The sequence below is a fragment of the Erwinia sp. QL-Z3 genome (assembly GCF_004551645.1).
Lineage (GTDB): Bacteria > Pseudomonadota > Gammaproteobacteria > Enterobacterales > Enterobacteriaceae > Erwinia > Erwinia billingiae.
In genome coordinates, this window is the sequence record NZ_CP037950.1 from 3674367 (window position 1) to 3688112 (window position 13746).

Below are 13746 nucleotides of genomic sequence, written 5' to 3' on the forward strand. Positions count from 1 at the left end.
GGTCAGAGTTGAGGAAATCCATCGGGAAAGTCCGTGTAGCGTAATGAATGAACGTCGAAACCATCACCGTGAGGTGAAGGAATGTGTTGAAAGTAGGGTCGTGTGTTGAGGTTTGCTGTAGTTTTGCACTAATTGTGTTGCCGGGGCAGGCTTTCTGCCCCGGTTTTTTATCGTCTACTTTATCTGCTTCAGAATTAACGCCAGCTCGTCACGCTGTTCGCTGTTGATTTCACGCGCCGCCGAGTAGCCCGCGTTTTGTAAAATCATCTCGTTTAATCCCACCAGCCAGTCGTAAATATACCAGGCCGCGTAATTGTTCGGTTTCAGATCCAGTTTGGTCAGGCGCTGGCCGGGGCCCAGGCTCGCTGTCTGCGTTTCCGGTTTGGCGAAAATCGGCTTTCCACGGTTGATCTTGCTCTGTGGACGTTCGGCTTCCGGCACGTGCTGGAAACCTAACCAGGCGACAAAATCCCCCATCACGCTTAGCGCGCGGGAAACCTGACGATCGGCCATCATTTCAACCGGCGTGCCTGACGCGTCATGATCGGTGAGCTTTTTCACCAGCAGGGCTTCAATATCTAAACGGATACTGGCGGTCACCAACTCTTCGGTCAGCATTTCCAACGTCGGCTTGTTCACGCCCAGCAGCTCCAGCAGCGGCCCCTGGTCCGGCAACTGACGCAGAATATTGATCCAGTGTCGATACACCTGCTGGGCAAATTCGGCTTCGGGCTCTTCGGCGGCGTGTTGCTCTTCCGCATTCAGCAGTCCGGCGACCGGCTCATCGCTCAGTAAATCGATGCTCATGCCGATGCCAAACGGGTCATCTTCACTTAACGCATACTCTTCCACCAGCGGACGCTCGCCGGGATTCTGACGCTGCAGGAACAGGTGACGCAGGGTTTCACGCGCAGGCAACAACCTTTCCAGCAGCTCGCCATGCACGCCGGTTCTGGCCTGCAAGGATTTCAGCAGGCTTCCGGCAATGCGCAGACGCGCCTGCGGCTCTTCCTTCTCGGAGGCCAGATACCAGCGGCCCAGCAGGTTTTCTGCCAGTTCACGACGGATTTCGGCGCTTTGTTCCTGCAATCTTTCCACTTTGGCTTCGCGACGGATCTCGGTCATCAGCCAGCCCGCCATACGCTTAACGCCTTTTTCATCCATCGCCAGCATCGATCCCCAGACATCGCCCGGATTACCGACATAACGCTGAACGGCAGCATCAAAATTCTGTCCACGGGTGATGCGCTGATCGAACGGCGTCAGTGCCCAAATCAGGCCGGGCTTGCGGCGGCTGCGCACCTGGGTATTTTCGCCCTGGGTCTGCTTCACCCAGTTATCCAGCACGCGGCCAACGGTGCGGGTCTCCGCGCGGTGACCGACGGCGCTGCATACCATTAGCAGGTTAACATCCTGATGCTCTGCGGCACGGGTTAACAGGAAAGGGCGCTTGGCGGTCATAAAGGCCAGCGCCAGCTCATGGTGTTCGTCATCGGGCAGCACCGCAGGCTGTTCGAAGCCGGGATAATCCAGCATATCAACCTGCTCGAACAGGCTCTCACGCGGGGCGCTGTACAGCGGCATCAGCACTTCACGGCCTAATAGCGCCAGTTCAGCCAGCGGCAGATTGACCGGCTGCAGATTGCGGCCGTTATGCTGAGGCACCACCTGAATCACGCGATCCGACGAAGCGTTGAAATAACGCAGTCCGTTGCTGTTTAAAATACTCAGGGACGCATCGTCCAGCGCCGCCAGCGGAGCCAGCACGCGAGGCACGCAGGAGACATGATGCAGCACGTGCGCCAGCTGGCGATAAAGGGCGGTCAGCCCGCGATCTTCATTCCATAACAGCGAGAACAGGCGGGCACGATCGTCGACGCCGAGCATCGGCGCCAGCTCAATCGCCAGCGGCCAGAAGTGCGTTTCCAGCGCTTTACCGGAACACAGCTGCGAGGTGGCAAGGCGATCCCACAAGGCCACCACGTCCTGGCGGCTCATGCCATCGATGGCCTCTGGCTGACGGTACATCGACACCGTTTTCAGCCGTTCAGAAATCTGCTGCTCGTCGAACACCGCCGGTTGATCGCCACAGCGGCGTGACCAGACGTCGGCCAGAATAGCGACCAGCTCTGCTTCACTTAACAGCGCCAGCTGCACCGGCCACTCGTTATCAACGCGAACCTGCTGACCGCTGTAGCGAACCACCATGGTGCCGGTCAGCTGTTGCGGATTCAGCACGCTGTAGTCGATCACTGAACTGCCCAGCGCAATCTCGGTTTTGCCTTTTTCACTGGCCGCCAGGGAGGTGATCAGATACGACTTTCCCGCCTGGGACAGGCCAAAGAAGCCAATCGCGCACTCTTTACCGGCGGCTTCCAGCAGGTTAGTGGCTTTATTCAGCTGACGCTGCAGCCGCACGCTCAGGCGATCGGCTTCCATATTCAGGCGCGGCGAGGTTTCGCGGGCGCTTTCCAGCCAGCTGACCGAGCGCTCAATGCCTTTGGCCAGCGTTTCCAGTTTTTTGCCGAAGGTGCCGGACAGCTGTTTTGGCGTCAAAGGTTTCATTTCTTGTATACGCTCCCGCTGTCGATCCAGTAATGGGTTAATCCCGATCCGCTGCTGGCTAAGGTATTCAGCTTCAGGCGTAAATGCTCCAGCGGAACCTGGGTGCCGTCATCGAGCGTGGCGTCCGCAATTTCAAAGCGTTCCGGGCCAAAGTCGCCGGATTCTTTAGCGACAGCAAGTTTAATTTTCAGCACCTTGTCGCCAGCCACGCTGCGCGCCAGCTGCGGATCGGCAATGTGCAGGGTGTAAAGCGGCGAGGCGGGCCAGCGGTCATTATCCAGCTGACGGAAGCCCAGCGTCAGGGCACCGCGCACCTGGAAACGCTGACGGGAATCGAGGCTGAACTTCTCGTCATCCAGATCGATATCGCCATACCAGACGTTATCGCTGCTCAGCGCGCCGTTGCTGTCCAGCATCCCCAGATAGCGGATGGTTGAATAGGGCTGGAAATCGCCGGCTTTGAACCAGAAGTTCGCCAGGCGTAAATCCAGCGACAGCAGGCAGAGCATTGCCCCGACGGCGGCGGTAGATTTAGGGTTCTCAATGCGGCCCTGTTTGTTAAACGGATACCAGTCGTTGGTGTGGTAACCGTCCAGCGACAGAATACGGCTGACCGGCAGCGGCTGAAGGTGGCGGAACAGCGCCTGCACGCCAGGGAAGCGTGAAGGGCGACCGGTAAGCAGCAGCACATCGCAATCATATACCGCCACCACTTCCGCCATCGAACGCAGGCTGTGGGTGATGTTCATGCGCGGTGACAGGAACTCGGTGTGCAGCTTGCTCAACTTGACGATCAGCGGCACGCGCAGAATATCAAACTCATCGGCTTCACCCGGCAGCTCGCGCTGGATTTCCCGGTTGATGTAATCCAGCAGCTTGCTGGTCGGTGGCAGCGCCAGCAACTCTTCAAAGCGGGCATCCACTTCGGCATTCAGATCCAGCGGGTCGAAGCGCTCGTAGGCTTCCAGAATCGCCTGGCCGACCGGAATAAACACCTGCAAGGTCACCTGCTGACGCAGCGTGGAGTGTCCGTCCAGACGACCTTCATGGCCGAACAGGCGGGTCATCACGCCTTCCGGGTTGACCATCCCAGCCTGCTTAAACGCCGCCTGTAAGGCCGGCAGGACATACAGCTGGATCACGTCGAGTAAGATGTCGTCACCCGCCAGCTTAAAGCCTTCACGGAACAGCAGGCGCGGCATGATTTTGACGTTGTTGCCGACGCCATCATCAAGACGGTACTGGGTGATCGCCAGGTCCGTGGTGCCGCCGCCGATATCAATCGAGGCGATGCGCAGGGTTTTGCCAACCGGCTCATCCGCCGCGCGGGCGCGGTCCGGGCGTGCCATGCTGACAAAGAAGGCTTCCGCACGGCCACCAAAGTTCACCTGGGTTTCATTGTAGAGATAGACCATCTGACCACAGGTGGCTTCATCCCATTCCATTTGCACTTCCGGCACCGGTACCAGGCTTTTGGCCTTGTCTTTGGCGCTGGTAAAGTCGTCATCCGCCGGGTGCCAGCCCATCGCTTTCCACACCAGCGCGATGGCTTCGTGCATCCGGCGGCGGAAGATTTCCCGCTCGGGTTTCGGCATCGCCGACGGTAGCGTCAGGATGATGTTGCGTAACTGGCGCGGCGCGCTGCTGTGCAGCATTTTCTGGCGCTGGATGGCGCTGTTCATCTGCATCAGGGCCTGGGCCAGCAGTTCGGACAGCATAAAGCTCATTACCGAGCTGCGGCTGTACTGCGGCAGGAACACCGGCAGACGCTCATCAAACGGTTGATTATACAGCGGCTGGCCTTCGTCATTGACCAGATTGGTCATCGGCGCAGCGGTGGCCAGCGGCTCCTGAGCGGAGTTGCCCGGCGTCCGGCTGAAGCGCCAGCCCGGCGTGTAGCTCTCTTCATCCCACAGGTAGCGACGCGGGCTGGAGATGCCGGTGGCGCCTTCGGTGCCGAGACGTTGCAACGCCAGATGGCTGGCTTCGCGGCCAACGCGGGTGATCGACGGCCAGATAAAGGCGTCATCGCGGCCGCTTTCGACCGAGAAGTTCTGTTTGCCAAAGTTGGCCTGGGCAAATTCCACGCGGCTTTCAAACAGCTCGTTAAACAGCTGATGCGGTTCGCTCAGGTTGCGCAGATGCAGTTCGTAGGTGTGCTTGAGGCCATGATGATCGTCAACATGCTCTTCCACCATAATGCCGCAGGTGTGCGAGTTGCCGACATCGAGGATTAAATCCACCGGGATCGCCGGTTCCTGCAGAGTGGCGGCGCTGATTTTCAGCTCTGGCAGGTTTAGCTGCTCGCCGAGCATATGCAGGACATTCAGGTAATGCGCCTGATATTCAAACTCGCGCAGGGCGGCACGAATATTGACCTGCGGGCGGTCTTCCACGCTGGCCGCCTGCTGGCTGAACACTTCGCGTAGCCAGCCGTCAATCCAGGTGTGGTCGAGGAATTCGCCCAGTTCGTTACTGCGATGTGCCAGCGCAAAGCTGACGCCATTCTTGACGTCGCTTTCGTTCAGCGCCAGCGACTCATCTTCACCTTCGGCCCAGACACGGGTTTCAAAGGCCAGGCAGACGCGGTACGAGTTGCCATTCTGATCCGGCTTATCAAGGGCGATAATCTGCATGCGCGCCCAGTTGTCCGGGCCACCAATAAAGGTGCGCGGCGGATTGAAGCGCAGGAAGGGCAGCGGCAGCCAGATGCCGTTCAGCAGCGCAAGGGATTGCGCCAGCGGGAAGCTGAACTCCGGCTTCACCACTTCAGGCGCGGTGCCGGCGTTCACCGGCAGCATATATTTGCCGTTTTGCGTGTTGAAGTTCAGGCGCAGCAGCGGGCCGTTGGCGGTCTGGCGGACAAATTTGCCCGGCAGATCGGCGTCCAGCTCAGGCGTCAGCGCAAAGTCGAGGAACTGAATGCCACTGTTCTGAATCAGCGTCATATTCGGTTTAAAATCAGCGATCGTTGCCAGCATCATCATTTACTCTCGCGCTTCATCGTCATCGGTAACACCGTATTGGCATCGTACTGTCCGCTGCATTCGGCTGCGCCAGTCAGGCCTTGTTTACATACCAGGTCCGGCATCTGATAGCGCGAACCGTCACTGCATTTGGCTTTGGTGCGGCTGTTGATCACCAGGTTGCCGGATTTCATCAGGCCGGCATACACATCAACGCGGCACACGATGCCATCGCCCATGGTCATTTTTGCCACGCCTTTGCCGGCTTTCATCTGATAGCGCAGGCTCGGTGGCTTGCCGGTGATCGGGTTCTTGCCGCCAACAATCACGCGCCACTGACCGTCAAGGAATTTGGTTGATCCCAGCTTCACCGCATTGGCAGGCAGCACCAGGTCATCTTTCTGCGCGGGTGGCAGGTCGGCGACCGGCTCAGCGGGTTGTTCTGCGGCTGTTGTTGCCGCAGGCGTCGCGTCAACCGGGGCAACGGTTGAAGGGGCGACCGGCAGCGCAGGCTTCACGTCGGCAGGCGTTTGTGGCTTGGCGGCTTCAGGCGCGGCTGCTGGCTGAGGTGCAGCGGCGGATTGAGGTGCAACGGCGGGCGTTGTGGCTGTCGCTTCAGGCTGTGGCTGGGCTTCTGGCTGCGCTTTCGTCGCTTCAGGCGCGGCCGGTTTCACTTCCGCCGGCGTGGTGGTTTTCGCCGTGTCCGGTTGGGAAACACAGCCTTTAATCTGCACGCCAAAGGCAATCAGCAACGCGGCAGCCGGCACCATCCAGCCGTAGCGGATCAGCTTGTTTTTCGCGGCAGGCGATGTCACCGGCGGGTGCGCTTCTACGGCTGCAGGGGCTGCATCCACCGGGGCTTCCGGTAATAAAGGCGTCACGGCAACCGGCTCTGGCAGCACGTCGGGTGCGGCGGCAACCGGAGCAGGAACGATAACCGGGGCCACGGCGGTAACCGCGGGGATCGTCGCCGTCATTTTGGAGAGATTCAGCGGCGGCTCGTCCTCTTCCACGGCGCGCAGGCAATCCAGTGCATCCTGACGGGATTTTTTATCCAGGCTAACGAAACCCCAGAAGGTCAGCACCGGTTTACCGCCCACCAGATAGACAAAGTTCTGGTCGGGGAACTGCAGCGCCTTGGCGAGCAGGGCACCGAACAGCTTCTGGCTGGTTTTTTCTGACTGCTGCGCTTTCTGGCACATATCCGCAACGGCCTGCTGGCAGGCGATCAGCTGATTGAGCGCATGGCTGCGGGAGCTGTCGCTCGCGGCGGCCCAGGAGGTGACCTTTCCGGAAATCGGTGAGTACCAGTCAAGGCGATCGCCGGCATCGTTAGGCTGAGGGATAGCCAGGCAATCAGCAATCTGAGGTTGTTTCCTGAGGCGCAGCGTTTCGCGCAGTTGCAGGGCTGACAAATAAACGGGCTGACCGTTCTCGCCAAGAGGCAGAACCGCATCCAGACTTCCGCTGCGTAAGAATGATTTTGCCACGCAAAAAGGACCTTCTAGTCAGAAGTGGAAAGTAAACTCTTCTCCAGTGTTGCCGATAGTGTAGTTGAATTTGACTTAAGGCTAAGGCGGAAATAAGAGGGTAAACAGGTGATTACTTTCGCAATGGGATGCGCGAAAGGCGGTGCCGAATAGGGTGAGAATTCACGGTGGCCATCCATGGCCGGGGGATATCCTGCCGTTTAACCGCTTACTCGCCGGCTAAACGGGCGTACAGCCTGTCCAGATCGTGCCATTCCTCAATGCGATGCTGGTCGATCAGCAGGAAGCGATTGCAGCTTGAGGCGATCAGCTCCCGGTCGTGACTGACGATCAGCGCGGCACCCTGATAGTTGCCTAACGTAGCGGCGAGCTGCGCTTTGCCTTCCAGATCCAGATGGTTGGTCGGCTCGTCGAGCAGCAGCAGGGAATAACGCGCCAGCGAGAGGCCGACAAAAAGCAGCCTCGATCGCTCGCCGCCGCTCAGCGTACTGACCGCTTGCTGATGGCGTACCCACGAAAATCCGGCGCTGATTAACGCCATTTTCCGCTGTTCGCTGGTCATCGGGGCAAAATGCGCCAGCGCATCGCTCAGGCTTTCACGCTCATCGAGCTGCATTAGCCGCTGATCGTAATAGCCCACCTCAACGCGGGGATGAAACACCAGCCCGTCACGCGGGTGCGAAAATCCCTGCCAGACGGTACGCAGCAGAGAGGATTTACCGCCGCCGTTGGCGCCGATAATCGCCACGCGATCGCCACTTTTGACCTTCAGACTGTTGACGGTAAACAGCCGCGGAGAGCCAACATCGGCGGAAATCGCCGCATTGTGTAGCTCAATAAGCCGATCGGCAGGCAGTGCTTCGCCCTGTAGCGTCAGCCGCCATTTCGATCCTTCCGTCAGCAGCGTTTGCTCATCCCGGAGCTTGTCGACGCGCTTCTCCATCTGCTTAGCCTTGCGGGACAAATCCTCGTTATCGTAAACCTGTCCCCATACTGACAGCCGTTTCGCGCTTTTCGTCACCCGATCGATTTCACGCTGCTCGGCCTGATTGCGTAACGCATCGGTCTCATCCCGCAGGGCCAGTTCCGCCAGCGCCTGGCTACAGGGCAAGTGAAAGCTGTGCAGCTGCTGGTCACGCATAATCCAGCTGCGCTGAGTGACGCGATCCAGCAGATAGCGGTCATGAGACACCAGTACAAAACTGCCGTGCCAGCTTTTCAGAAACTGCTCCAGCCACAGTAGCGTCGGCAAATCCAGGTGGTTGCCCGGTTCATCAAGCAGCAATAAATCGGGCTGCAGCATTAACGCTCTCGCCAGCAGCAGACGCGTATGCTGTCCGCCGCTGAGGGTATCAACCTGTTGTTGCCAGACCGCTTCGTCAAAGCCTAAGCGGTCGAGCATTACCTCGGCCTGCCAGCGATCGCTTTGACGTTCGGCAGCGGGAAGTTGGGCAACAACCGCGTCAATCAACGTCGATTGGGTCAACGCTGCGGGAAGGTGCTGTTCGATATGCGCCATCAGACAATGACTGGCTTTAGTCACCGAACCGGAAACAGGCTCGATATCGGCGGAAAGCAGATGCAGAAGGGTGCTTTTGCCACAGCCGTTATGACCAATCAGGCCAATACGATCGCCGCGTGAAAGCGTCAGGGAAACCCGATCCAACAGCGGACCAAAGGCGTTATCAAAACAGAGTGATTGTGCAGAAAGTAATGTGCTCATTGCTTAATCCAGAGTTGCAGGCAAAAGCATGCCCGTCGTCATAAAAAGCAGACGACAACCCGGAAAGCCGGAGGGAAGGGAAAATCAGTAGGTAGCTTCGCTCAAGCTCAGGTCATCGCCGCAGGAAAGCGGATTAGCCTGAGCAGCCCAAATACCAAAAGTACGTGAAAATAAATTCATTTCACAATACTGCATGGGGGCCTCCTTACTATTGGTTAAGGGTTAATCGGTGCCAGAAGTATAGCCATGAAATCAACAGGGTTTCAAATCGCATTGAAAATAATCAGAAAAAACCGTTTTAAAGATGCCTCTCAATTACAGCTTAAATTTCCGCCAAATCTGCCGATAGTGTACTTGTGACGAATACCATAAATATGACAATAAGGTTACAACATGATTAGCACGATTAAATCCGGGGTTTTATCACGTGTTTTCTACAACAATACCCGTCATTCAAAAGCGACATTAAGTTCGCTGAACGACGCCATTGCGATGATCGAATTCACGCCCGAAGGCATTATTTTGAATGCCAATGCGCTTTTTTTAGAAAAGATGGATTACGAGTTGCATGAGGTGATTGGACAGCATCACCGGATGTTTTGCCCGCCATCGCTGGTCAGTTCGCCCGAATATGCCCACTTCTGGCAACGGCTGAAACAGGGCGAAAGCTTCAGCAATAAATTCCTGCGCATTGCCAAAAACAGCCGTCCCTTATGGCTGGAGGCCAATTACGTGCCGGTGCAGGACCGCAGCGGTCGGGTGATCAAAATCGTTAAGCTGGCCTCGGACATCACCGACCACATTCTGGATGCGCAGGAACAGCGGGCGATGACCAATGCGATTAACCGCTCAATGGCGGTGATTGCCTTTAACCTGCGCGGCCAGGTGCTGCGCGCCAATGACAATTTCCTGAAAACCATGGGCTACCAGTCCCATGAAATTATCGGCAAAAATCACAGCCAGTTTTGTACGCCTGAGCTGGCGAACAGCCGGGAATATGCCGAGTTCTGGAAAAAGCTGCGCCGTGGCGACTTTGTTTCCGGGCAGTTTGCGCGCATCAATAAGCAGGGCAAAACCATCTGGCTGCGCGCCACCTATAACCCGGTATTCGACGAAAACAATCAGCTGTATGAAGTGGTGAAGTTTGCCACCGACGTTTCACCACAGGTGATGAAAAACCAGCAGGAGCGCGAAGCCGCCGAGCACGCCTATCAGGCCGCGCTGGAAACCAGTGAAAATACCCGCGTTGGCGTGACGGTGATTGAAAACAGCGTGCGCAAAATGAATGAAATTGCCAGCGAGCTGCGCAAAGTCTCCAACGATATTAACGGGCTCAGCTCGCAGTCGGCGCAAATTGGGGTGATTGTCGAAACTATCCGCTCGATTGCCAGCCAGACCAACCTGCTGGCGCTGAATGCGGCGGTGGAAGCCGCCCGCGCCGGCACCCATGGCCGCAGCTTTGCGGTTGTTGCCAACGAGGTGCGCAGCCTGGCGGCCAATATTCATACCGCCAGTCAGGAGATCTCCGGTGTGGTCGATCGCAACCACGAGTTAGCGGCGATGGCGCAGAAGAACATCACCGCAAACCTGGTTCGCGCCGATGAGGGCGTCCATCTGGTACGCGAAGCGGGCAACGTGATCGTCGATATTCAGGCCAATTCCTCGCAGGTTGTCGAAGCGATCGGCCACGTTACCCACAAACTGACGGATTAAGTGGCGCCCGGCGTAAATCTCTGGTTATCGACGCCTCGCGGTTCATTTTACCTCGAGGTTAATTTTCATGCGGTTTGGTCGATAAAACCGCAATAGTTACAATCAGATACAATAGACTGGTCTCTTATGACGCGTTTCGGTCCATGGCAGCCTTGAGCGGTTTGCTAAACTCTCTCAGGTAATTTCAAAAACCGAGGTGAAGAGTGAAAATTAAAAGCTACGCAGCTATGCAAGCCGGACAGGCCCTTGAACTGTACGAATACGAAGCAGGTGCACTGAGTACAGAAGAAGTGGAAGTGGAGGTTGAATACTGCGGCGTCTGCCATTCTGACCTGTCGATGATTGATAATGAGTGGGGCATCTCCAGCTACCCGACCATTGCCGGCCATGAAGTGATTGGTCGCGTTTCGGCACTGGGCGAAGCGGCTGCGGGCAAAGGCCTGAAAGTCGGTCAGCGTGTCGGCATTGGCTGGACGGCGAAAAGCTGTCAGCACTGTGATTCCTGTATCAAGGGTGAGCAGGTTAACTGTGAAAACGGTTCAACGCCGACCATCCTGAATCACGGCGGTTTTGCTGAAAAACTGCGTGCAGACTGGCAGTGGGTGATCCCGCTTCCGGAAAGCCTGGACGTGGCCAGCGCCGGTCCGCTGCTGTGTGGCGGTATTACGGTGTTCAAACCGCTGCTGATGAGCAACATCAACGCCATGAGCCGCGTCGCGGTGATTGGGATTGGTGGTCTGGGCCACATCGCCATCAAGATTCTGCGGGCAATGGGCGCGGAAGTGGTGGCATTCAGCTCAACGCCAGGCAAAAAGCAGTCGATTCTGGATATGGGTGCAGATGAAGTAGTGAACAGCCGCGATCCTGAAGCCCTGAAAGCGCAGGCCGGACGTTTCGATCTGATCCTCAGCACCGTCGCTGTCGACCTCGACTGGAAACCGTACTTTGACGCGCTGGCACCACAGGGTAAATTCCATACCGTGGGTGCAGTGATGAAGCCGTTCCAGGTCAGCGCGTTCGACCTGATTATGGGCGACAAAGCGGTAACGGGTTCTTCTACCGGTTCTCCGGGCCAGCTGCGCTCTCTGATGAAGCTGGCATCCCGTGCCAATATCGCCCCACAGGTCGAGTTCTTCCCAATGTCGAAAATCAACGACGCGTTGGATCATGTCCGCGCCGGTAAAGCGAATTTCCGTGTGGTTCTGAAAGCGGATTTCTGATTCGCGCCTAAAAGTTCCTGACATTGTTAACCAGCGCACTGTGCGCTGGTTTTTTATTGTCTGAAGCCGGGCATTCACCCGCTATAATCAGTGTTATTGCACTCCCGCGCAGCATTCAGTATGTTGTCCGCCATTCTCACCCGGATCAGGACATACCATGACCACTCACTCTTCAAATGACCCAATGCATGGCGTAACCCTTGAAGCCGTCGTTCTCGCTTTAGTGGATCGCTTTGGTTGGGCCGAGTTGGCCAACCGCATCAACATCAACTGCTTCAAAAGCGACCCGAGCGTCAAATCCAGCCTGAAATTCCTGCGCCGCACGCCGTGGGCGCGTAAGGAAGTGGAGGATTTGTACCTTGCCTCGCTGAACGACAAATCTGCCGCGACCACCCGCGCCACAGCAGTGCCGCAATCTGCGCCGGTGCCCGATCACAGCGCGACGCACGAGCCAGACATCCTCACCGAAGATCCCTGGGCAAACTGGAAAAAGAAAGACCAGTAAATCAGAGGCTTCTTAGCGCTTAAGGCATGTTCGGGCAAGTGAGCAGGCATTTATGGCTGATACTCTTTCATTCATCATGGCAACGACCTGACGGTCAGCGCTGGTTTATGACGAATAACGAAAGGATTACCCATGAAAGCTGCAATCTACACCTCACCTGGCAAACCTGACGTCCTCCATATTGCGGACGTTGCCGATCCGGTTCCTGCGGATAATGAACTGTTGATTCGGGTTGAAGCGATCAGCATTGAGGGGGGGGATCTGGTAAATCGCCGCGAATTTCCTCAGGAAGACCATGCGGTGATCGGCTATTCCGCCGCCGGTGAAATCGTACAAATCGGTAAAGACGTCAGCGGATTTAGTCTGGGTCAAAAGGTCACGACCTTCTCATGGAAAGGCTCCCACGCTGAGTTGCGCGCTGTTCCGGCGGGCAACTGTTTTGTGGTGCCGCATGGACTGGATTTGGGCGTGGCGGCGACTATCCCGGTCAGTGCCGGAACGGCGGCATGGGTTCTGGAACTGGGCGCGCTCAAGGCCGGTCAGACCGTGCTGGTGTTAGGTGCCAGCGGTGGCGTGGGCGTGGCGGCAGTGCAACTGGCAGCGAAGAAGGGCGCGCGCGTGATTGGCACCGGCACCCGTGCGGAAAGCCTGGAAAAACTGCGCGAATATGGCCTGTCTGACGCCATCGTCACCGCCGATAAAACCGCCCATGAGCAGGTTCGCGCACTGCTGGACGGCAAGGGCGTCGATCTGATTATCGATAACGTCGGCGGCGATGTATTAAATGATGCGCTTCAGGCATTGAACGAAGGCGGACGGGCGGTATTGGTTGGTGTATTCGGTGGCCGCAAAACGCAAATCGATGCCGGACAATTGCTGATGCGCCGTCAAACGGTGATTGGCTGCCTGCTTGGCCCAATTATGGGTGAGCCGGAACCGCGTAAACTGATTGAGGAACTGCTCAACCAGGCGCTTAACGGCGAACTGAACGTGCCGATTGACGCCACCTTCGCCTTCGCCGATGTGGCCGAAGCCCATCGCCGTGCAGAAGAGCGCGGCCGCATTGGCCGCGTGGTGATGACCCTTTAGTCAGCCAGATCCTCTTTGGTCAGATAATGTCTCTGCATGCCTCGCTCGGGGAAATCCGGCAGAGACATTTTCAGCGCATAGCCGAGTTTCTGGTAAAACGGCAGCGCCTGGAAGCTCATCGTATCGACCTGAACATGCAGGCAGCCCAGCGTCAGGGCTTCCTGCTCTGCCGCTTTCATCAGTTCACTGCCTAATCCAGAGCCTCTGCTGCTTTCGCTGACCCACAGATAATCAATGCACAGCCAGGGACCTCTTTTGGCGGCAATTAACCCGCCGGTCATCTTGCCTTCACTGTCGTGGCGGTAAATCCCCACCTCATGCCACTGGCTGTTGCTGAAAAATTGGCGGTTATACGCGCGAAGCCCATCCAGCAATTCTTCACGATCTTTATCGGTAATTTTATGGCTGACGGTCAGTTTCATTGCGGTCCCTTTTTACTCTGATTTTAAGGCGTTATAGCACAATACCCCCTCTC

At 57.0% G+C, this 13746-nt stretch carries 9 protein-coding genes; 4 read left to right on the forward strand and 5 right to left on the reverse strand.

Features of this window, described 5'->3' with window-relative positions; genetic code table 11:
- Nucleotides 1–174 precede the first annotated feature (174 nt).
- The 4 genes from E2F51_RS17725 to E2F51_RS17740 all read right to left on the reverse strand — a co-directional run bounded on the left by E2F51_RS17725 (nt 175) and on the right by E2F51_RS17740 (nt 8744).
- Nucleotides 175–2565: a virulence factor SrfC family protein gene (locus E2F51_RS17725; protein ID WP_134824100.1), complete on the reverse strand. Its 2391-nt coding sequence runs from the start codon at nt 2563–2565 to the stop codon at nt 175–177.
- Complete coding sequence (locus tag E2F51_RS17730) at nt 2562–5546, reverse strand: virulence factor SrfB (protein ID WP_134824906.1); 2985 nt, start codon at nt 5544–5546, stop codon at nt 2562–2564. The genes E2F51_RS17725 and E2F51_RS17730 overlap by 4 nt, the downstream gene beginning before the upstream one ends.
- Nucleotides 5547–5548: 2 nt before the next feature.
- Nucleotides 5549–7021 carry an SrfA family protein gene (locus E2F51_RS17735; RefSeq protein WP_134824101.1) on the reverse strand — a complete coding sequence of 491 codons (1473 nt, stop codon included), beginning with the start codon at nt 7019–7021 and terminating at the stop codon, nt 5549–5551.
- A 208-nt stretch (nt 7022–7229) separates the two neighbouring features.
- Nucleotides 7230–8744, reverse strand: a complete 1515-nt coding sequence (locus tag E2F51_RS17740) for an ABC-F family ATP-binding cassette domain-containing protein (protein WP_134824102.1) — start codon at nt 8742–8744, stop codon at nt 7230–7232.
- Nucleotides 8745–9137: 393 nt separating this feature from the next.
- Between E2F51_RS17740 and E2F51_RS17745 the strand changes: the two genes are divergently transcribed.
- The 4 genes from E2F51_RS17745 (at nt 9138) to E2F51_RS17760 (ending at nt 13271) form a co-directional block, all read left to right on the forward strand.
- Nucleotides 9138–10457 (forward strand): PAS domain-containing methyl-accepting chemotaxis protein, encoded by a 1320-nt coding sequence (locus E2F51_RS17745; RefSeq protein WP_013202121.1) that lies wholly within the window; start codon nt 9138–9140, stop codon nt 10455–10457.
- A 203-nt stretch (nt 10458–10660) separates the two neighbouring features.
- Nucleotides 10661–11677 carry an NAD(P)-dependent alcohol dehydrogenase gene (locus E2F51_RS17750; protein ID WP_013202122.1) on the forward strand — a complete coding sequence of 339 codons (1017 nt, stop codon included), beginning with the start codon at nt 10661–10663 and terminating at the stop codon, nt 11675–11677.
- Nucleotides 11678–11834: 157 nt separating this feature from the next.
- Nucleotides 11835–12182, forward strand: coding sequence for a VF530 family DNA-binding protein (locus E2F51_RS24320; RefSeq protein WP_013202123.1), 348 nt, complete (start codon nt 11835–11837; stop codon nt 12180–12182).
- A gap of 132 nt (nt 12183–12314) precedes the next feature.
- The gene (locus tag E2F51_RS17760) at nt 12315–13271 is read left to right on the forward strand and encodes an SDR family NAD(P)-dependent oxidoreductase (protein ID WP_134824103.1); all 957 of its coding nucleotides are present in this window, start codon (nt 12315–12317) and stop codon (nt 13269–13271) included.
- On the opposite strand, the gene E2F51_RS17765 is transcribed toward E2F51_RS17760, so the two are convergent.
- Complete coding sequence (locus E2F51_RS17765; protein WP_134824104.1) at nt 13268–13693, reverse strand: GNAT family N-acetyltransferase; 426 nt, start codon at nt 13691–13693, stop codon at nt 13268–13270. The genes E2F51_RS17760 and E2F51_RS17765 overlap by 4 nt on opposite strands.
- Between the last annotated feature and the right edge of the window lie 53 nt (nt 13694–13746).